The sequence below is a fragment of the Microbacterium sp. DWRC1-3 genome, assembly GCF_049896645.1.
Classification (GTDB): domain Bacteria; phylum Actinomycetota; class Actinomycetes; order Actinomycetales; family Microbacteriaceae; genus Microbacterium; species Microbacterium maritypicum.
Window position 1 is genome coordinate 731,073 of record NZ_JAFCUS010000002.1, and the last position, 20,227, is coordinate 751,299.

Consider the following 20,227-nt stretch of genomic DNA (forward strand, 5'->3'; position numbering starts at 1 on the left):
GACGCCTAGACTCATAAGGCCATGACCGAAGCTCCTCTCATCGTCCCCTCCACCACCGGTCCTCGCTCGTCGGGAGCCCCTGGACAGGACGATCTCCTCGCCGGCCTCAACCCGCAGCAGCTCGAGGCCGTCACCTATCGCGGTCCCGCGCTGCTCATCGTCGCGGGGGCCGGATCGGGCAAGACCAGCGTGCTCACCCGCCGCATCGCCTCGCTGCTGCGCGGGCGGGAGGCATGGCCGAGTCAGATCCTCGCGATCACCTTCACCAACAAGGCCGCCGGAGAGATGCGCGAGCGTGTCGAGGGACTGATCGGCGACGCCGCCCGTGGCATGTGGATCTCCACGTTCCACTCCGCGTGCGTGCGCATCCTGCGCCGTGAGGCCGAGCAGTTCGGCTACACCAAGTCGTTCACGATCTACGACTCCGGCGACTCGCGGGCGCTCCTCAAGCGCCTGGTCAAGGAGCACGAGGCCGACGCCTACGGGCTCACGCCCGCGTCGGTGCAGTCGCGCATCTCCAAGCTCAAGAACGAGCTGTCCGACGCCGAGTCGTACGCGCGCCAGGCCAACATGAGCGATCCAGCCGAACGGGTCTTCGTCGAGGTCTTCGCCGACTACCAGCGCCAGCTGCAGAAGGCCAACGCCTTCGACTTCGACGATCTGATCGGGCAGACCGTTTACCTGTTCCGGGCGTTCCCGCAGGTCGCCGACACCTACCGCCGCCGTTTCCGCCACATCCTGGTCGACGAGTACCAGGACACCAACCACGCCCAGTACTCGCTGATCCACGAGCTCACGCGCCCCGTGTCGGGGGCTGCAGGTTCCGCCCCCGATCCATATGCCTCCAACGGCATGATGATCTTCGAGCCCGACCCCGCACCCACGGCGGATGCCGGTGAGCCCGGCGCCTCGCTCACCGTGGTCGGCGACTCCGACCAGTCGATCTACGCGTTCCGCGGGGCGGACATCCGCAACATCAGCGAGTTCGAACGCGACTTCCCGGGTGCTCGAGTGGTGCTTCTCGAGCAGAACTACCGGTCGACGCAGAACATCCTGTCGGCGGCGAACGCGGTGATCGGCAACAACTTCGACCGCAAGGACAAGAAGCTCTGGAGCGACAAGGGCGACGGCGATCCCATCATCGGCTTCACGGGCTACTCGCAGCACGACGAGGCGCAGTTCGTGGCCGATGAGGTCGAGGCGCTGCACCGGGCCGGTATGCCCTACTCCGAGATGGCGGTGTTCTACCGCACGAACTCGCAGTCCCGTGCGCTGGAGGAGATCTTCATCCGCTCCGCGGTGCCGTACAAGATCATGGGCGGCACGAAGTTCTACGACCGTGCCGAGATCAAGGATGCGCTCGCGTATCTCGTCGCGGTCGCGAACCCGGCCGACGAGATGTCGGTGCGGCGCATCCTGAACAAGCCACGGCGCGGCATCGGAGACGTGACCGAGACGGCCATCGCCCGGTTCGCCGAGGAGAACGGCATCAGCTTCCGCGATGCGCTGTCGATGCCGGGCCAGCTCGGCGTCGGGCCGAAGATCCAGGCAGCGATCGGTCAGCTCGACGCGGTGCTCGCCGAAGCCGCCGCCATCCTGACACCCGCCAGCGGCGAACTGCCGCCGCCCACCGCGGTAGCCGACGGCCTGAGTCTGCTGCTGGGCAAGAGCGGGTATCTCGACGCACTGCGTGCGAGCCGCGATCCGCAGGACGAGGCGCGCGTCGAGAACCTCGACGAGTTCGTCGCCGTCGCCCGCGACTTCGCGCGCAACAACCCCGAAGGCACGATCGTCGACTTCCTCACCGAGGTCGCCCTGGTCTCCGATGCCGATGACCTCGACGACGAGTCGGGCTCGGTCTCGCTCATGACCATGCATACGGCCAAGGGTCTGGAGTACGACGCCGTGTTCGTCACCGGCGTCGAGGAAGACCTCATCCCGCACCGCATCTCGGCCGGCGAGCCCGGTGGACCGCAGGAGGAGCGTCGACTCTTCTACGTCGGCATCACGCGTGCCCGCAAGCGTCTGCACCTGTCCCTCGCGATGACGAGGGCGCAGTTCGGCGAGGTCACTGTCGCGATGCCCAGCCGCTTTCTGCAGGAGATCCCGGCGGGCCTGATCGACTGGCGACAGTCGCCGGGCGATGTGAACTCGCGCGGCGGCATGCAGTCGCGCGCACTGAACGCACGTCGCCAGGGCGGCTTCGGCGGTTCGAGTTCCGGCGACCGGTTCGCGGTGAAGTCGCTGCCGGGGCGCGACTCCCTGAAGCCGCTGTCGACGGCGATGGACAAGTTCCCCAACCGGGTCACGGCCAAGATGCGCGACAACGGAGACCTCGAACTCGCCGCCGGCGATCGCATCCGTCACGTCGACTTCGGCGAGGGGCGAGTGGACGCGGTGACGGGTGAGGGTGCGAAGCGCATCGCCCACGTGCGATTCGACTCGGCAGGACAGAAGAAGCTCCTCATCAAGGTCGCACCGATCGAGAAGATCTAGCCCGCCGCGGGTGTTTCCGCTTCGGCGAAGCACCGGTCGGATTGCCGGTTAGGCTGGCTCATATGGCCCTCTTCTCCCGCCGCAAGAAGTCCGGTGACGATGCCGTCGCCCCCACCACCGAGGCCGTCGAGACCGACGCCGCGCAGAACGATACGCGCCCGACCGACGCGCCCACCGTCGAGGCGGAGCAGCCCGTCGCGGCACCGTCGATCGGCATCTCGGTGCAGGCTTTCCGGGGCGTCGGCGCGGAAGCCGGGCCCGAAGTCGCGCTGCCGAGCGCAGAGGGCGCGTCGACCACCGACGCGCAGCCGGTTGCGGCGCCCGCCGCACCACGGACCACGCCGCCTCCGACCGCTCAGCCGCAGGCGCCAGAGGAGCGGCGTCTGCCTCTCGCCTCCGCGATGCCGCCCGAGCAGACAGAGACCGTCGCCGGGATGAAGGACAACGTGCTGCTGCGCGAAGCCCTCACCGAGATCGAAGCGGGCGCGACCAACGACCAGCTTCTCGGCGTGATGCGTCAGGCGCTCCAGGGGCACCTGTACATCCGTGTGAACGGCGATGCGCGCGCACAGATCAGCGAGGGTAAGCCGCTCTCCGTCGCCGTCGTGCGCGACGCAGAAGACCGTCAGTACATGCTGGCGTTCAGCTCGGCCGGCGCGGTGCGCGATTCCGTGCAGCTCGAGGCGGACCCGTCGGGGACGTCGGCCGTCGCCCAGCCGGTCACCTCGGTGCTGCAGCAGGTCGTGTCCGGCGACTTCGCCGGACTCATCGTCGACAACGCTTCGGCGCCGCACCGTGTGGTGTTCCCGACCGAGCTTCTGCAGAAGACCCTCGAGCAGGCCGATGTCGACATGACCGTGAAGAGCATCCTCGCCGCCCCGCGCGAGCAGGATTCCGTCGTCAAGGTCGGCGAAGCCCTCGCCACGAAGCGGATGTGGGTGGCGGTCAACGACGGCTCCGGCGGTGGCCCCGTCGGTATCGCCGAGGCGCAGACCACCGACGGCCGCCGATTCCTGCAGCTGTTCTCGCACCCGCTCGAGGTCATCGCGCTGGGACGCGGCGACCGTCCGCTCCCGTTCGCGCCCGAGCAGCTGGCGAAGGTGCTCACCAGCCACACCGACATCGCCGGCGTGATCGTCGACTCGGCCGGCCCCTCGATCGTCGTCGAGCGGGATGCACTCACGCCGGTTCTCGTACTGGCGGTCGACCTCGGCGACTGATCCGACGCGACCGATGCGAACCCCGCGCGCCGTCGAGGCGCGCGGGGTTCCGTCTGTCCGGGCGGCGCTCTAGGGTCGGAGCATGGCCTCCGAACGCGTGACCCTGATCGTCGCCGACTCCGATGGCGAGCGTGAGGTCGCGCTCTCCAGCCCGAATCGAGTGGTGTGGCCCGACCTCGGCATCACCAAGGCGGAGCTGGCGGAGTACGTGCAGCTGGTGGCGGTGCCGTTCCTGGCTGCGAACGGCAACCGCCCGGTGTCGCTCGAGCGGTTCCGCGACGGCATCGGCCCCGCAGGCGGAGCGCGGGCCGAGGACTTCTTCTCGAAGAACCCGCCCAAGGGGACCCCGGACTTCGTCGACGCCGTCATGGTGACCTACAACAGTGGGCGTCAGCATCCGCAGATCGTCCTGAACCGGGCGAGCGCGATCGTGTGGGCCGTGCAGATGAACACCATCGTGTTCCACCCCTGGGCGTCGCTCGCCACCGATGCCGACAACCCGGTCGAGCTGCGCATCGACCTCGACCCGCAGCCCGGCACCGACTTCGCGGATGCCGTGAGGGCCGCCCACGCGTTGCGCGAGGTGCTGCGCGAGGCCGGGTTGGACGCGTTCGCCAAGACCAGCGGCAACAGAGGCCTGCACGTGTTCGCGCCGATCGAGCCGACGCACGAGTTCCTGGACGTGCGGCATGCCGTGATCGCCGCCGGCCGCGAGCTGGAGCGGCGGATGCCGGATCAGGTCACGACGAACTGGTGGAAGGAAGAGCGCGGCGAGCGCATCTTCGTCGACTTCAACCAAGCCAACCGCGACCGTACGATGGCCGGCGCCTACAGCCCTCGCGCGCTTCCCGGCGCGACCGTCTCGACACCCGTGGCGTGGGACGAGCTCGACGGCCTCGACCCGACCGCGTTCACGGTGCGCAGCATCCCGAAGCGCCTGCAGGAGGTCGGCGATCCCTGGGCCGCGATGCAGGACGCACCGGGCCGCATCGACACGCTGCTGGAGTGGTGGGAGCGCGACAGGGAGAACGGGCTCGGAGAGCTTCCCTTCCCGCCGGAGTTCCCCAAGATGCCGGGGGAGCCCCCACGCGTGCAGCCGAGCAAGAAGGTGGCGGCGAACTGGGACGACGACGGCGCGCCGGCGGAGAAGGACTGACGTCCCTCGGCCCAGGACAGCTCAGCTCAGGACATCCGCGAGGTCGTAGCCGGCGACGGTGTCCAGCTGCTCGTAGGTGCACGAGCGGGCATCGCGATCGGGGCGCCAGCGCTCGAACTGCACGGTGTGGCGGAAGCGGGCGCCTTCGAGCTGGTCGTAGCGCACCTCGAGCACCCGCTCGGGGCGCAGACGCACGAAGCTCACATCCTTCGATCCGCTGAACCGCGACCTCTCGCCCTCCGCGGTCACGGCGTCTCCTGCTTCGTCACGTTCGACCAGCGGGGCGAGCTCCTCGACGAGCTCCTGTCGGCGGGCGTCGCTCCACGCCGCCACTCCGCCGACCTGACGAAGCACTCCGTCGCCGCCGTACAGCCCGACCAGGAGCGAGCCGACTCCTGAACCGGACTTGTGGATGCGGTAGCCGAGCGCGACGACGTCGGCCGTGCGGGCGTGCTTGATCTTGAACAGGGTGCGCTTGCCCGGGGCGTAGGGCTGGTCGAGCGGCTTCGCGACGACGCCGTCGAGACCCGCGCCCTCGAACTCGGCGAGCCAGCGCACCGCCGCATCCCGATCACGGGTCGTGCGCGTGAGGTGCAGCGGATGCTCGACGCCCTCCATGAGAGTCTCGAGACGTGCCCTCCTGGTCTCGAAGGACTCGGCGAGCAGATCGTCTTCCCCTGAGGCGAGCAGGTCGAAGGCGACGAACATCGCAGGTGTCTCGACGGAGAGCTTCGCGATGCGTGAAGCCGCGGGGTGGATGCGCTGGCTCAGCGCCTCCCAATCCAGGCGCTGCGATCCGTGGGCCCCGGTGGCGACCACGATCTCGCCGTCGAGCAGGCATGGTCCAGGAAGCAGATCGGGGATCGCCTCGACCAGTTCGGGGAAGTAGCGGGTCAGGGGCTTCGCGCCGCGCGACCCGATCTCCACCGTCTCGCCGTCCCAGGCGATGAGCCCGCGGAATCCGTCCCACTTCGGCTCGTACAGCAGGCCGCCGGGGGTCTTCGCCGGGTCGGGTACCGCCGGCACCGCCTTGGCGAGCATCGGAGCCGGGATCTCGTAGCGCATGGTCCCATCCTGGCCGCAGGCGATCCGCGGCGGAAGGGGAGGGGATCAGTCGAAGAGGTCGGCCAGGGTTGCAGGTTCACCGGCATCCCGCAGAGCTGTGCGGGCAGCGTGCCAACCGGCCATGCCGTTCACGGACGGACCCGGAGGTGTCGCGGCTGATGCCAGATACACACCGTGCATCGGTGTGCGCCAGGGGGCGGGGGAGAGGGTCGGGCGCCGCAGTGCCTGGCGCATGTCGAACACTCCGCCGGAGATGTCGCCACCGATCTCCGTGGGGTTGACCGCCTCGCGCGACGATGCCGGCACCGCGTGGTGCGCGAGGATGAGGTCGCGGAAGCCCGGTGCGAAGCGCTCGACCTGCGCGGTGATCGACTCGGTCGGGTCGAGGTCCGATCCCGGCGGCACGTGGATGTAGGCCCAGAGCACCGCCTTGCCTGCGGGAGCGCGGGAATCGTCGAGGATCGAGGGCTGCACGGCGAGCACATAGGGCCGTGCGCTCACTCGTCCGGCGGCGACGGCGTTCTCGCTCGCCCAGACCTCGGCGCGCGTGCCGCCCAGATGCAGGGTCGGCGCGTGGGCGACGTCGGGGTTCGCCCACGGGACCGGTCCGTCGAGGGCGAAGTCGACCTTCGCGGCTCCCGGCCCGTACCGGTACGAACGGAGCGCACGGGCGTAACCCGCAGGAACGTCGGGGTGCGTGAGCGCGAGCCGCGGTGAGGTGTTCAGCAGCAGCAGGTCCCCGCGACGGGGATCGCCCCAGTCCAGAGTCCCCAGGTCGGAGACGGGCGTGCCCGCCTCGACCGTGCCGCCGTGCTGCTCGAGGTCGGCGACCATCGCGTCGGCGATGCGCTGCGCTCCGCCCCGCGGATACGGCCAGCCGCCCGCGTGCCCGAGTGCGGCGAGCAGCAGGCCGGCGGCGGCACCCGCCAACGAGGGCAGGGCGGAGTTCGCGTGGGCGACGACCCCCGAGAGCAGAGCCGCAGCCTCTTCGGTGCGGAAGGCGCGAGCGGCCAGGGGGGTTCCCTGGTCCAGCATGCGGATCGCGAAGCGGGCGGCGGTCACCGGGTCGCGGGGGAGGCGAAGCAGCTGATTGCCGGTGAAGTCGACGACGCCGTCGATGTGCGTGCTGAGCGGACGCAGGCGCGAGGTCCAGGCGGAGCCGTCGACTCCGAGCGCGGCCGCCGTGCGCTCGATGTCGCGCCAGGCGATCGCCGCGCGTCCGTCGTCGAGCGGGTGGGCGTACGAGGCCTCGGGGCGGATCCACTCGATGCGCCGGTCGAGGCCGAACGCCTGGAAGAACGGGGAGGCGAGGGCGGCCGGGTGCACGGCGGAGCAGACGTCGTGCCGGAACCCCGGAAGAGTGGATTCGCTGGTGCGCACGCCGCCGCCGATCGTGTCGGCGCCCTCGAGCACTCGCACCCGGTAGCCGGCGCGGGCGAGCGTGACGGCTGCGGCGAGCCCGTTCGGGCCGGAGCCGATGATCGTCGCCTGGGCCATGACGTCAGTTTGGCACGTATACGAGCGGAAAACGGTCGAACGCACCCCTCCGGGCGTGCGATCCTGGAACTGATGAAAGAAGCACAGGGGCCGACCCCCGCAGGCACCTCCCGTCCATACCGTTCGCTCCCGGAAGCGTTGCGCGCGCATCGCATCGATCCGTCCAACCACGCGTTCATCACCGCCATCGTCGAAGAGATCGGGATCAGCTCGTTCATCGACCGCGGTCGCTACATCGAGGCGATCCGCCGTGGCGAGGGCGCTCCGCTCCACATCGGGCGCACCTACACGAACGGCTTCACCGAAGACGAGCGTCTCGTCGTCGGATCCGCCCCGTTGCGACTGCAGCCGAGCGAGGGGCGCGCACCGTACTTCTACGTCAGCCACCCGAGCGAGTTCATCCCGCTGACGCCGCCGCGTGCGGCGAAGCGCACGACGACTCCTCGTGTCTCCGCGCCCCGCGCCGAGAAGGCCCCGAAGCCCGTGGAGGAGCGCGACTACGGCGTGTGCGACGTGTGCTTCATGGTGAAGACGCCGTCCGGCGGCTGCGGCTGCGACTGAACATGAGCACCGCTGCGGGATCAGCGCTCGACCGACCGCTGATCCGCCTCGCCGACCTCACGGGACCTGATGCGATCGAGGTCGGCGCGGCCGTGCGCGCCTATCTGCAGCAGACCGAGCTCGAGAAGAGCCTGCAGGAGCACGGGACCACCCTCGCTCCGGTGCCGCCGCTGCCCGAACGCTACCTGCGCGAGGTCGAAGACCCTGCGGCGGCGTACGCCGCGCACCGGGTGCGTGTGGCGCTGCTGGGCGCACGCGTCGTCGGCGTCGTGGTCCTCTCGGTGCGCGACGAGGTGGCGGAGGTCAAGCGCCTGTGGGCGGAGCCTGCGGCGCGCGGTCGCGGGGTGGGTTCGGCGCTGCTGGACGCCGCCCTCGACGATGCGGCCGTTCTCGGTGCCGTGCAGGTGCGGCTGTCGGTGTGGGACTGGCGTGATGGTCCCGTGCGTCTGTATGAATCGCGGGGATTCGAGCGGGTGCCCTCGTGGGACGAGCGCGAGCGGCTCGTGTGCATGGTGCGCGCGGTCTGAGCCGACCGCATCACGCCGAGTGCTGAGACAGACGGTAGCGGCCGGGGGTCATCCCCACGAGCGGTGTGAACTGCTGGATGAACTGGCTGGTCGTCGCCCACCCGCAGGCCGCGGCCGTCTCGGTCACCGAGGTGCCGTCGGCGAGCAGGACGAGCGCACGATGCACGCGCAGCTGGAGACGCCACTGCCGGTATCCCATGCCGGTCTCCCGAGGGAACAGGCGGCTCAGGGTTCGCTCGGTGGTTCCAGTGCGCATGCCGAGCTCGCCGAGGCTCACGGGCGTGGCGAGGTCGTCCTCGACGATGCGGGCCGCCCGACGCAGACGCGGGTCGTGCGGTTCCGGCAGATGCAGCGGCTGCTCGGGGGCGGTGATCGCCTCGTCGACGATGACCCGGCGTAGGTGCTCCAGCGCGCCCGCGCTGCGGGGGCGGTCGGATGTCATCGCCAGGAGGGCCTCTCGTGCGAGCGGCGTCGCGACGAGGACGGCGGGGGTGGTCGGCAGCCGCGCGGCGAGCTCCGCGGTCAGGTGGACGATGCGCATGTCGGTGCGTCCGTGCGCGCGATGACGGTGCTCCGCGCCGGCGGGCACCCACGCCATGCGCGTCGATGGCGCGATCCAGGCCCCGTCGTCGGTGAGCAGTGAGAGCACTCCCGAAGCCGCATGCACCAGGTGCCCGAGCGGATGGGCATGGCGCGGTGAGGTCTCGGCGTGCGCGAAGCGGTAGGCGCCCTCCATCGGCAGAGTGGCGAGGGCGTCGAAGTCGACCAGGCTCAGATCGACGATCCGAGCGGATTGGCGTGTATTCGACATCACGTTGCAGTTTACGTGTTTTCTGATGCGGTGCCCGGGTGCTGGACTCGAAGCATGACCACGATGCACGAGCCGCTCGACACCGCCCCGACCCCGCTGACCACGCCGTCGGCTCGTCACGGCGGCGTCCTGTTCGGGGTCTACGTGGGCGTCGGGCTGCTGTTGATCGCGCTGAATCTCCGCATGGGTGTCGCCTCGGTCGGCCCGGTGCTCCCGGCGATCGAGCGCGACCTCGGCATCCCCTCCGCGGCGGCAGGTCTGCTGACGACGATCCCCGTGTTCGCCTTCGGTGCCTTCGCCTTCCTCACCCCCACGCTGACCCGCCGGATCGGGCTGCATCGGCTGCTCGCGCTGACGATGGTCGTCGTGGCGGTCGGCATCGGCACCCGCCTCCTCGACTCTCCGGTGGCGCTCTTCGGCGGCACGGTGCTGGTCGGCGCGGGTATCGCGGTCGCGAACGTCTGCATGCCCGCGGTGATCAAGCAGGACTTCGCGCACCGTCTCAGTCTGATGATGGGGCTGTACTCCACGGCGCTGTTCGTGGGCGCTGCCGCGGCCGCCGCCTTCACGGTGCCGCTCATGACCGCGCTCGACGGGTCATGGCGTGGCGCGCTGGCGTTCTGGGCCGTTCCCGCGGTCCTCGCGCTGCTGGTCTGGCTGCCCCGGGCGGTGCGCGGGTCCGCGAGCGTGGCCGGAACGCCCGGCGACGCGATCGCGGAGCCGCGGGACGAGCCGCGGATGTCGGTGCTGCTGCGCGACCCGGTCGCGTGGGCGGTCACGGTGTTCATGGGGTTGCAGAGTCTGAGCTACTACGCCGCGCTGACATGGATCCCGACGATGCTGCAGGACGCCGGAGTACCGCTGGCCGATGCCGGTCTGCTGCTGTCGTACTCGAGTTTCCCCGGGGTCGCGGCAGCGCTCCTCGCGCCGATGATGCTGCGACGTATCCGGCCGACGTGGCTGCCCGTCCTGCTCTCGACGCTGCTGTGCGCAGCGGGGCTGATCGGCCTCCTCGTCGTGCCGGGAGGAGTCGCGCCCTGGGTGTGGATGACGCTGCTCGGGCTCGGCCAGGGCACCGCCATCACGCTGTCGCTGACCTACATCGTGCTGCGGGCTCCCGACGCGGCGCACACGGCGCACCTGTCGACCATGGCCCAGGGGATCGGCTACCTGCTCGCCGGTTTCGGCCCGATCGGACTCGGCATCCTGCATGCCGCCGTCGGCGGATGGGCGCTGCCGGTCGCGGCGCTGGTCCTCCTGCTCGGTGTGCAGAGCGTCGCCGGGGCAGCGGCGAGCAGAGAGCGCCACGTGCGCGCCGGCGGCCGGTGAGTCGACCCCGGCGAACAGCGGCTCAGACGAACGCGCTCATCCCTGTGATGTCGCGCCCGAGCAGCAGCGCCTGCACGCTCTCGGTCCCCTCGTAGGTGTGGATGGCCTCGATGTCGGCCATGTGCTGCATCACGCCGTTCTCGAGGAGGATGCCGTTGCCGCCGAGCATGTCGCGGGCGGTCGAGGCGATCCGGCGCGCGGCTCGCGTGTTGTGGAACTTCGCCAGCGACGCCTGGGTCGGGCGCAGCTCGCCGGCCGTCTCGAGGTCGGCCATGCGCCGGCAGTACAGCTGCATGGCGGTGAGGTCCTCGAGCATGTGGGTGAGGCGCTCCTGGACCATCTGGAACTTGGCGAGCGGCTTTCCGAACTGCACCCGCTGGGTCGCATACGCCAGCGCCGCCTCGTAGCAGGCGGTCGCGTGTCCGAGCGCCGACCACGCGACGCCCGAGCGGGTCGCGTACAGCACGATGGAGGCATCCTTGAAGCTCTTCGTCCCCGGCAGCACGGCGTCGAGCGGAACCCGCACGTCGTCGAGCGCGATGTGCGCCTGGTGGATCGCGCGCAGCGAGGCCTTGCCGCGGATCACGCGGCCGGTGTAGCCGGGGGTGTCCTGTTCCACGAGGAAGCACCGCACGGCGCCGTGCTCCTCGGCGCCCTCGTCGTCGACGCGCGCCCAGACGAACGTGATGCCGCCGGAGGCGCCGTTGCCGATCCACTTCTTCGTCCCGCGGATGACCCATTCGTCGCCGTCGCGGCGGGCCACGGTCTCCAGCGAGACCGAGTCCGAGCCGTGGTCGGGCTCGGTGAGCGCGAACGACCCGAGAACCGAGCCGTCGGCGATATGAGTGAGCCACTGCTCCTGCTGCGCGGGGGAACCGAACAGCGCCAGCGTGCGCAGCGCGAGTCCGCCCTGCACCGCGAGGATCGTGCCCAGCGATCCGTCGCCGCGGGAGATCTCCATGTTCACCAGGCCCGCGGCCAGCGGGGACAGGCTCGTGAGCGCGGGGTGCTGGACGCCGTCGACGACGAGATCCATCTCGCCCATTCGCCGGGCAGCCTCGAGCGGATACTCCGCACGGTCCCAGGCATCCGCCATCTGCGGGGCGACCTCGTCGATGTAGGCCTTGGCGCGGTCCCACGCCGCACGGTCGGCAGCGGGGATGTCGGAGAAGACCGCGTAGTAGTCGCTGTCCTGACGTCCGGTGATGTCGTACGACGAGACGCGCTCGCCGGGGAAGGGGGAGGCTGCAGTGCTCATGGGGCTCCTTCGTGGCACCAAGTATCGTACCCCTCGATACTCGGTTCCACGACCCTCGCGAGACTAGTCGAGCTGGGACTGCAGCCGGCGACCGACTTCGGCGATCGGCATGGAGCGGGGGAACACCGCCACGACCATGTCGTCCGGGGCGGCTACGGCATCGTCTCCGGCGACGCCGTAGCGACGACGCACATCGGCCAGCGCCGTCTGCAGTGTCGCCAGCGGCACCTTCTTGCGGCCGCGCAGCAGCTGGCGCAGCACGTGGTTGTGCACCGCCGTCACGAGGGCGGCGAAGCCGACCGCATCCAGCGGGTCGACACCGGGGAGCGCGCCGCGCAGATAGTCGTCGAACAGGCGCTCATAGCGGAAGACCGTGATGATCTCGCGTTCGCGCAGCACGGGCACCTGACGCACGATCTGGTAGCGGCGCCTGGCGAGTTCCGGATCGTGCGCGAAGTGGGCGAAGACCGACTCGGAGGCTGCGCACACCGCACCCCACGGATCGTCGTGTCCCTCGTCGAGGAACTCCCTGAGCTGTTCCAGGAGCACCTCGTGATCGGCGAAGACCACGTCCTCCTTGCCGCCGAACTGGCGGAAGAACGTCGAGCGGGAGACTCCGGCGGCCTTGGCTATCTGCTCCACCGACGTCTGGTCGAACCCCTGAGCGCTGAAGAGTTCGAGCGCCGCGGCGACGACGCCGGTGCGCAGTTCTGCGGATTCGTGCATGGCGAAAGCCTAGACCTCGCCGGGCGGAGACGCCGAGGCGCCGACGTCATACTGAGGAGCGTGAGAGATGACGGGATCCCGGCCGGCTGGTTCGACACGCGGCGGCGCGGCACGCGGCGCTGGTGGGACGGCACGAGATGGACCTCCCACATCACCGTGCACGGGCGGCGGACGACTCTGGCCGAGGACAGTGCGGCGGTGCGCAGACAGCTGCTCGTGAGCGAGCTCGTGCTCGCGGCGGTGCTGGTCGGGGCGATACTCATCGCCCTGTGGGGCTCCCTGCCGGTGCTCGTGGTGCGCCCCGTGATCGTCGCCACCGGCGCCGCTCTGGTGGTGCTGCCGTTCCTGATCACCCGGCAGCTGCGTCGGGCCGCGCTTCCGGCGCGACGAGCAGGGGTGCCCGCCCGGCGCTGAGAGCCGGGGCCGCAGGAGCGCCCAGGCCGAGGTAGTAGGCTGGGGGACTGGTCGATGTCTCGACATCGAGAGAATTACCAGACAGCAGCCCAGTGAAGGAACCACAGTGGATCTGTACGAGTACCAGGCACGAGACGTTTTCGAAAAGTACGGAGTGCCGGTCCTCGCCGGCATCGTCGCGGACACCCCTGAAGAGGTGAGGGCGGCTGCCGAGAAGATCGGCGGAGTGGTCGTCGTCAAGGCTCAGGTCAAGACCGGCGGCCGTGGAAAGGCGGGCGGCGTCAAGGTCGCCAAGACGCCCGACGAGGCGTATGAGGCAGCGAAGGCCATCCTCGGCCTCGACATCAAGGGTCATGTCGTCAAGCGCGTCATGGTCGCGCAGGGCGCGCGCATCGCCGAGGAGTTCTACTTCTCCGTGCTGCTCGACCGCGCCAACCGCTCCTACCTGAGCCTCTGCTCGGTCGAGGGTGGCATGGAGATCGAAGAGCTCGCCGTCGAGCGCCCTGAGGCGCTCGCGCGCGTCGAGGTCAACCCGCTCACCGGCATCGACAAGGCGAAGGCCGTCGAGATCGCCCGCGCGGCGAACTTCCCGGAAGACCTCGTCGAGAAGGTCTCCGACGTCTTCGTGAAGCTCTTCGACGTCTACAAGGGCGAGGACGCGACGCTCGTCGAGGTCAACCCGCTGGTCCGCACCGAAGAGGGCGATATCATCGCGCTCGACGGCAAGGTCACGCTCGACGACAACGCCTCCGAGATCCGCCACCCCGAGCACGAGGCGCTCGAGGACAAGGACGCCGCAGACCCGCTCGAGGCCAAGGCCAAGGAGTCGGGCCTCAACTACGTGAAGCTCGACGGCGAGGTCGGCATCATCGGCAACGGCGCAGGACTGGTCATGTCCACGCTCGACGTGGTCGCCTACGCGGGCGAGAACCACAACGGTGTGAAGCCGGCCAACTTCCTCGACATCGGCGGCGGCGCTTCGGCTGAGGTCATGGCCGCCGGCCTCGACGTCATCCTCGGCGACCCGCAGGTCAAGAGCGTGTTCGTCAACGTCTTCGGCGGCATCACGGCGTGCGACGCCGTCGCCAACGGCATCAAGGGTGCCCTCGAGACGCTGGGCGCCACGGCCTCCAAGCCGCTCGTCGTGCGCCTCGACGGCAACCGCGTCGACGAGGGTCGTGCGATCCTCGCCGAGTACGCGCACCCGCTCGTGACCCTGGCCGCCACCATGGACGAGGGCGCCGACAAGGCCGCCGAGCTCGCCAACGCCTGAGACTGAAGGACGAGAAGAATGTCGATTTACCTCAACAAGGACTCCAAGGTCATCGTCCAGGGCATCACCGGCGGCGAGGGCACCAAGCACACCGCACTGATGCTCAAGGCCGGCACCCAGGTCGTCGGTGGCGTGAACGCCCGCAAGGCCGGCACCACGGTCTCGCACACCGACAAGGACGGCAACGCCGTCGAGCTGCCCGTCTTCGGCTCGGTCGCCGAGGCCATGAAGGAGACCGGCGCCGACGTGTCGATCGCCTTCGTGCCCGGCGCCTTCACGAAGGACGCGATGATCGAGGCCATCGATGCCGAGATCCCGCTGCTCGTTGTGATCACCGAGGGCGTTCCCGTCGGCGACTCGGCCGAGGCCTGGGCCTACGCCCAGAGCAAGGGCAACAAGACCCGCATCATCGGCCCGAACTGCCCCGGCATCATCACGCCGGGCGAGGCGCTCGTGGGCATCACGCCGGCGAACATCACGGGCAAGGGACCGATCGGCCTCGTGTCGAAGTCGGGCACCCTGACCTACCAGATGATGTTCGAGCTGCGCGACCTGGGCTTCTCCACCGCCATCGGCATCGGCGGCGACCCGGTCATCGGCACCACGCACATCGACGCGCTCGCCGCGTTCGAGGCCGACCCGGAGACCAAGGCGATCGTGATGATCGGCGAGATCGGCGGCGACGCCGAGGAGCGTGCGGCCGACTACATCAAGGCGAACGTCACCAAGCCGGTCGTCGGCTACGTCGCGGGCTTCACCGCTCCCGAGGGCAAGACCATGGGTCACGCCGGTGCGATCGTGTCCGGTTCCGCCGGTACCGCTCAGGCGAAGAAGGAGGCCCTCGAGGCCGCCGGCGTCAAGGTCGGCAAGACGCCGTCCGAGACGGCAGACCTGATGCGCGCGATCATCGAAGCGCTCTGATCTGAGCTACGCTTGATCTGAAGGCCCCGGACTCCACTCCGGGGCCTTCTTTCATGCCCGTCCGTGCCCGTTCGGTCGGCTGCTCGACGGCGGGCAGCGCCCCGGCTCAGCTCCGCGGCGCCACGGCATTCAGGAGGCGATCGAGCGCCGCGTGCGCATCCGTTCGCGCGTCGTCGTCGTCCGGGCGGGCGACGAGCCAGAGGGCCAGTTCGTTCATCGCCCCGGACAGCGCCGCGGTGAGCGGGCCCAGGAGGGCGGGGGAGACGCCGGCCTCGCGCAGGCCGGTGCGCAGCTCCTGCTCCGGTCCCTCTCCGTCGAGTCGGCGCCACTCCTCCCACCCCAGAACGGCAGGACCGTCGATGAGCAGCACGCGCGACGCGGCTCCCCGGGTGATGGCGTCGAGGAACGCGTGGCTGCCGTCGCGGAGCGCGGTGTCCGGGGTGCTTTCCGCGGTGGCTGTGACGATCGCATCGGCGACGATCCGCTGCTGCTCCGCGGCGACGGCGGCGAACAGCAGCGGCTTCGACGTGTAGTGGTGATAGACGGCTCCACGGGTCACCGCAGATGCGCGGGCGATCTCGTCGACGGACGCTGCCCCGTATCCCTGCGCGGCGAAGTGGGACGCGGCGGTCTCGAGAATGCGTCGTGCAGTCTCGGCGGCGTCGGCCGCGGATGCTCGGGCCATGGTCTTCCTTTACATGCAGGTTGTATGTATCCTAGTCCCGCCAGATACAAACACAGTGTACGTAAGAGGGGCAGTCATGCAGATCACAAGCTTCTACCCGGTGCTGATGGTGGACGATGTCGCCACCGCCGCGCGCTTCTATCGCGAGGAGCTCGGCTTCGAGGTGGTGTTCGAGGCCGACTGGTACGTGAGCCTGCGCATCGACGGCGGTGAGCTCGCGATCCTCGACCGGGCGCACGAGACGATTCCGGAGGGCTTCCGCGAGCCCGTGCGCGGTCTGCTGCTGAACGTCGAGGTGCCGGATGCGGCTTCCGAGCATGCGCGACTGGTGGGGGAGCAGGGTCTTCTTGAGCGACTGCCCCTTCGAGACGAGGCCTTCGGGCAGCGACACTTCATCATCGAGGCGCCTGGCGGCGTGTTGATCGACGTGATCGAGCCGATCGAGCCGTCGCCGGAGTTCGCGGCCGCCTACGCCTGAGCCTCGGGAGGTGGTCGTCTTCGTCAGATGCATGACTTCTCGACGGATGCATGACTGCTCGGGGCGTGTGCTCCTGCATCCGGCGGATGCTCATGCATGTGACGGCCGCGGCGGATGGAGGCACGAGAGAGGGGCGGGTGCCGCAGCACCCGCCCCTCTCGTGATCTCGGATCGGTGTCAGATCCCGACGCCGAAGAGGGCCTCGATCGGACCTCGGGCGAAGAAGATCAGGAAGCCGGCGCCCACGACCCACAGCAGCGGGCTGATGGTCTTGGCCTTGCCGGAGAACGCGTGGATGAGCACCCAGCTGACGAAGCCCGCACCGATGCCGTTCGCGATCGAGTAGGTCAGAGGCATGACCGAGACGGTGAGGAACACCGGCAGCAGCACGCGGAAGTCGCTGAAGTCGATGTAGCGGATCTGCGCCATCATCATCGCACCGACGATGATCAGCGCTGCGGCGGCGATCTCGGTGGGGACGATCGAGGTCAACGGGGTCAGGAACATCGCGATCAGGAACACCACGCCGGTGACGACGTTCGCGAGACCCGTGCGGGCGCCCTCGCCGATGCCGGCACCCGACTCGATGAAGACCGTGCTCGAGGACGAGGAGGTCGCACCACCGGCGATCGCACCGACGCCCTCGACCACCAGCGCCGACTTGATGCGCGGGAAGTCCCCGTTGTCGTCGGCGAGGTTCGCCTCCTTCGCGAGGCCCGTCATGGTGCCCATCGCGTCGAAGAAGTTCGTGAACAGCAGTGTGAAGACGATCATCACGATCGCGACGAGGCTGACCTTGCTGAGGTCGAAGCTGAAGTCGACGGCGCCGATCAGGCTGAGGTCGGGAACGCCGACGGGAGAGCCGCTGAGCGCAGGTACCGTGAGGCCCCAGCCGCCGGGGTTCACCACGTTGCCCTCGTCGTCGAAGCCGCGGGCGCCGATGTGCCAGATCGCCTCGACGATGACCGCGAGCACGGTGCCGCCGATGAGGCCGATCAGCATGCCGCCCTTGATCTTGAGAGCGACGAGGATGCCGGTGAGCAGCAGCGTGATCACGAACAGCAGGGTCGGCACGGTCGCGACCGAGCCGTTCACACCGAGGCCGACCGGGGGAGACGAGGCGCCGGTCGCGGTGACGAAGCCCGAGTTGACGAAGCCGATGAAGGCGATGAACAGGCCGATGCCGACCGTGATGGCGATCTTCAGCTGGAAGGGGACGGCGTCGAAGATCGCCTTTCGCAGCCCGGTGGCGGCGAGCAGCACGATGACGACACCGTTGATCATGACGAGTGCCATGGCCTCGGGCCAGGTCACCTGACCGACGACCGAGAACGCGACGAAGGCGTTGATGCCGAGTCCTGCGGCGAAGCCGAACGGCAGGCGCGTGACGAGCCCGAACAGGATCGTCATCACGCCGGCGGTCAGGGCGGTGGCGGCGCCCACGGCGTTGAAGCTGAGCATGTCTCCGGCGACGTCGGGCTTGCCGGAGAGGATGATCGGGTTGAGGATCACGATGTAGGCCATCGTGACGAACGTCACCAGACCCCCTCGGATCTCGGTGCCGATCGTGGATCCGCGCTTGCTGATCTCGAAGAAGCGGTCCAGGGAGTTCTTGGGCTCGGTGGATGCCGGGGCGGGCGGGGCAGTTGTCATCGGGAAACCTCCGGAGAAACGCTATCGTGTCGCCGACCTCACGCGCGCCCCCGGGGCTTCGTCGGCAACTCGTCGTAGTCTCGAAACGCTATGCAACGCCTCCTCGTCGCGCTCCTCGCCGCTTTCGACGCCGCCATCGCCGCGGCGGTCGGTCTCGTCGTGCTGCTCGCGCCGCTGACGCTGCTGTGGACGCTCGCCTTCGGCATCACAGCCGACTGGGGCGCGCTCTGGCCGCTCACCGGGACGCTCTGGGAGTTCGGCCATGGGGTGCCTCTGGCGGTCACCATCCCGGACGAGCTCCTCGTCGCTCTCGCGATCCCGTCGGAGGCGGCCTCGTTCGCGGTGTCGATCACCCCGCTGGCGTTCCTGCTCTTCACGCTGCTCTTCGCCGCGCGCTCGGGGTCCAGGGCCGCGTCGGCCGGGGCCTGGCTGCTCGGATCGTTGTCGGGCACGGTGGTGTTCGCCGCGATCTCCACGGGCGTCGCGCTGACGGCGCGGCTGGAGGCCGTGCAGACCCCGCTCCTCCTCGCGATCGTCCTCCCTGCCGCCGTCTACCTCGTCGGTACGCTCTGCGGTGCCGTCCGCGTCGCATGGGAGGAGGGCGACGGCGGCATCCTCGACCGTCTCCACGACCGTATCGACGCCCGCGAGGATTGGGCGCCCGTGCCCGTCGCGATCATGCGCGGCACGGCCTTCGCGCTCGTCGGCGTCGTCGGCGCGGCAGCCCTGGCGCTCGCCGTGATGACGCTGTTCCGCGGCGGCGAGGTCGTCGCCCTGTTCCAGTCCGCCCGCGTCGATGCGCTCGGTGCGACCGTGATGACCCTGGCGCAGCTCGTCTACCTGCCGACCCTCATCGTGTGGGCCGCATCCTGGCTCGCCGGTCCCGGCTTCGCCGTCGGAGCGGGAACCGCAGTGTCGCCCGCGGGCACGCAGCTGGGCGTCGTGCCCGGCATCCCCGTGTTCGGGCTGCTGCCCGAGAACAGCTCGATGTGGATGCTGATCGTCGTGCTCGTCCCGATCGCCGCCGGGGCGTTCGCAGGCTGGGCCGTTCGTTCCCGTCTCGTCTGGGAGGGCACGCCGCTGGGCATGATGCAGCGCGCCGCGATCGCGGTGGGGATCGCCGGCGTGAGCGCGGGAGTCTTCGGTCTCGCGGCCGTGCTGGCGAGCGGTTCGATGGGTCCGGGTCGACTGGCGGAGGTCGGCCCCTCGGCACCGGCGTTCATGCTCGCGCTGGGTCTGGAGATCCTCGTGGGAGCGGCGATCCTGCTGCTCTCCCCGCGCCATCGCGATGAGTTGGCCGAGGAGCGCACCGACCGCTGGATCGCCGAGATGACGGAGCTCGACCCGAGCCTCACGTCGGCCGGTGCACCCGCGGCCGGCGCGGTGCCGGGGATCCCCTTCTCCGACACGCAGACCTTCGACGACACGGCACCCCTGGACGATCTCCGCGGCTTCACACCGCCTCGAGTCGACCGCGACTGACACCCGCCGCGTATGTGCGGACGTCGGGCGGAACAGGTCGTCCCACCCCGGTAGACTGGGCGCGTGCTCACGGTCGCCGTTCTCATCTCGGGCACCGGCTCGAATCTTCGCGCCCTCCTCGAGGCCGCTCGTCATCCCGATTTCCCCGCCAGGGTGATCGTCGTCGGAGCCGACCGCGAAGCCGACGGGCTCGCTCACGCCGAGGAGTTCGGCATCCCCAGTTTCACGGTGCCGTGGCACGAGCACGACAGCCGCGAGGCGTGGGGCGAAGAGCTCGCGCGCCAGCTCGCCGTCTGGAACCCGGACCTCGTGGTCCTCAGCGGACTCATGCGTCTGCTGCCGCCGTCACTCGTCGCGCAGTACTCGCCGCGCCTCATCAACACCCATCCCGCATTCCTGCCCGAGTTCCCCGGTGCGCACGGCGTCCGCGATGCGCTCGCCTCCGGTGCGGACGAGACCGGCGCCAGCGTCATCGTCGTCGACGACGGTGTCGACACCGGCCCGATCCTGGCCCAGGAACGAGTCCCGATCCTCGACGGCGACACCGAGCACAGCCTGCACGAGCGGATCAAGCCCGTCGAGCGCCGTCTGCTCATCGACGTCGTCCGCGCGATCGCCGACGGTGATCTCGCCCTCAGCCCTTCTTCCTGACCCCTCCACCCGACGCCCCCGCAC

The 20,227-nt window shown here is 69.6% G+C and carries 19 protein-coding genes; 12 read left to right on the plus strand and 7 right to left on the minus strand.

Features of this window, described 5'->3' with window-relative positions; translation table 11 throughout:
- Positions 1-21 precede the first annotated feature (21 nt).
- The 3 genes from ACP699_RS16220 to ligD all read left to right on the plus strand — a co-directional run bounded on the left by ACP699_RS16220 (position 22) and on the right by ligD (position 4,872).
- Positions 22-2,496: an ATP-dependent helicase gene (locus ACP699_RS16220; RefSeq protein WP_055877421.1), complete on the plus strand. Its 2,475-nt coding sequence runs from the start codon at positions 22-24 to the stop codon at positions 2,494-2,496.
- Positions 2,497-2,558: 62 nt separating this feature from the next.
- Positions 2,559-3,716, plus strand: coding sequence for an SseB family protein (locus tag ACP699_RS16225; protein WP_055870470.1), 1,158 nt, complete (start codon positions 2,559-2,561; stop codon positions 3,714-3,716).
- An 82-nt stretch (positions 3,717-3,798) separates the two neighbouring features.
- Complete coding sequence (gene ligD, locus ACP699_RS16230; RefSeq protein ID WP_426172294.1) at positions 3,799-4,872, plus strand: non-homologous end-joining DNA ligase; 1,074 nt, start codon at positions 3,799-3,801, stop codon at positions 4,870-4,872.
- Between the two features lie 21 nt (positions 4,873-4,893).
- Here ligD and ACP699_RS16235 read toward each other — a convergent pair whose 3' ends face one another.
- Positions 4,894-5,937 carry an ATP-dependent DNA ligase gene (locus tag ACP699_RS16235; protein ID WP_055870477.1) on the minus strand — a complete coding sequence of 348 codons (1,044 nt, stop codon included), beginning with the start codon at positions 5,935-5,937 and terminating at the stop codon, positions 4,894-4,896.
- 45 nt (positions 5,938-5,982) lie between these two features.
- Positions 5,983-7,434 (minus strand): phytoene desaturase family protein, encoded by a 1,452-nt coding sequence (locus ACP699_RS16240; protein WP_426172296.1) that lies wholly within the window; start codon positions 7,432-7,434, stop codon positions 5,983-5,985.
- Positions 7,435-7,506: 72 nt separating this feature from the next.
- On the opposite strand from ACP699_RS16240, the gene ACP699_RS16245 reads away from it, so the two are divergent.
- A complete protein-coding gene (locus ACP699_RS16245; RefSeq protein ID WP_127481982.1) occupies positions 7,507-7,995 on the plus strand; it encodes a hypothetical protein in 489 nt (162 codons plus the stop codon).
- 2 nt (positions 7,996-7,997) lie between these two features.
- Positions 7,998-8,522: a GNAT family N-acetyltransferase gene (locus ACP699_RS16250; protein ID WP_426172298.1), complete on the plus strand. Its 525-nt coding sequence runs from the start codon at positions 7,998-8,000 to the stop codon at positions 8,520-8,522.
- Between the two features lie 10 nt (positions 8,523-8,532).
- On the opposite strand, the gene ACP699_RS16255 is transcribed toward ACP699_RS16250, so the two are convergent.
- Positions 8,533-9,333, minus strand: a complete 801-nt coding sequence (locus tag ACP699_RS16255; RefSeq protein WP_302791257.1) for an AraC family transcriptional regulator — start codon at positions 9,331-9,333, stop codon at positions 8,533-8,535.
- Between the two features lie 54 nt (positions 9,334-9,387).
- Here ACP699_RS16255 and ACP699_RS16260 point away from each other — a divergent pair, with 54 nt between their 5' ends.
- Positions 9,388-10,662 carry a CynX/NimT family MFS transporter gene (locus ACP699_RS16260; RefSeq protein ID WP_426172300.1) on the plus strand — a complete coding sequence of 425 codons (1,275 nt, stop codon included), beginning with the start codon at positions 9,388-9,390 and terminating at the stop codon, positions 10,660-10,662.
- A gap of 22 nt (positions 10,663-10,684) precedes the next feature.
- Here ACP699_RS16260 and ACP699_RS16265 read toward each other — a convergent pair whose 3' ends face one another.
- Together ACP699_RS16265 and ACP699_RS16270 are read right to left on the minus strand one after the other, a co-directional pair.
- Complete coding sequence (locus ACP699_RS16265; RefSeq protein ID WP_426172302.1) at positions 10,685-11,920, minus strand: acyl-CoA dehydrogenase family protein; 1,236 nt, start codon at positions 11,918-11,920, stop codon at positions 10,685-10,687.
- Between the two features lie 63 nt (positions 11,921-11,983).
- Positions 11,984-12,646, minus strand: a complete 663-nt coding sequence (locus tag ACP699_RS16270; protein WP_017828317.1) for a TetR/AcrR family transcriptional regulator — start codon at positions 12,644-12,646, stop codon at positions 11,984-11,986.
- A gap of 60 nt (positions 12,647-12,706) precedes the next feature.
- Between ACP699_RS16270 and ACP699_RS16275 the strand changes: the two genes are divergently transcribed.
- The 3 genes from ACP699_RS16275 (at position 12,707) to sucD (ending at position 15,254) form a co-directional block, all read left to right on the plus strand.
- A complete protein-coding gene (locus tag ACP699_RS16275; protein ID WP_127481988.1) occupies positions 12,707-13,060 on the plus strand; it encodes a DUF2510 domain-containing protein in 354 nt (117 codons plus the stop codon).
- 106 nt (positions 13,061-13,166) lie between these two features.
- A complete protein-coding gene (gene sucC / locus ACP699_RS16280; RefSeq protein ID WP_055870494.1) occupies positions 13,167-14,333 on the plus strand; it encodes an ADP-forming succinate--CoA ligase subunit beta in 1,167 nt (388 codons plus the stop codon).
- 18 nt (positions 14,334-14,351) lie between these two features.
- Positions 14,352-15,254 (plus strand): succinate--CoA ligase subunit alpha, encoded by a 903-nt coding sequence (sucD, locus tag ACP699_RS16285; protein ID WP_055870498.1) that lies wholly within the window; start codon positions 14,352-14,354, stop codon positions 15,252-15,254.
- Between the two features lie 106 nt (positions 15,255-15,360).
- Here the strand turns inward: sucD and ACP699_RS16290 are convergent, their stop codons facing one another.
- Positions 15,361-15,939: a TetR/AcrR family transcriptional regulator gene (locus ACP699_RS16290; protein ID WP_426172306.1), complete on the minus strand. Its 579-nt coding sequence runs from the start codon at positions 15,937-15,939 to the stop codon at positions 15,361-15,363.
- A 76-nt stretch (positions 15,940-16,015) separates the two neighbouring features.
- On the opposite strand from ACP699_RS16290, the gene ACP699_RS16295 reads away from it, so the two are divergent.
- Positions 16,016-16,417: a VOC family protein gene (locus ACP699_RS16295; RefSeq protein ID WP_426172308.1), complete on the plus strand. Its 402-nt coding sequence runs from the start codon at positions 16,016-16,018 to the stop codon at positions 16,415-16,417.
- Between the two features lie 177 nt (positions 16,418-16,594).
- On the opposite strand, the gene ACP699_RS16300 is transcribed toward ACP699_RS16295, so the two are convergent.
- Entirely contained in the window at positions 16,595-18,070 is a 1,476-nt protein-coding gene (locus ACP699_RS16300; protein WP_055870506.1) for an NCS2 family permease, read from the minus strand.
- Positions 18,071-18,160: 90 nt separating this feature from the next.
- On the opposite strand from ACP699_RS16300, the gene ACP699_RS16305 reads away from it, so the two are divergent.
- Positions 18,161-19,552, plus strand: coding sequence for a DUF6350 family protein (locus ACP699_RS16305; RefSeq protein WP_426172310.1), 1,392 nt, complete (start codon positions 18,161-18,163; stop codon positions 19,550-19,552).
- Between the two features lie 63 nt (positions 19,553-19,615).
- Positions 19,616-20,203, plus strand: a complete 588-nt coding sequence (purN, locus tag ACP699_RS16310) for a phosphoribosylglycinamide formyltransferase (protein ID WP_426172312.1) — start codon at positions 19,616-19,618, stop codon at positions 20,201-20,203.
- Positions 20,204-20,227: the final 24 nt, after the last annotated feature.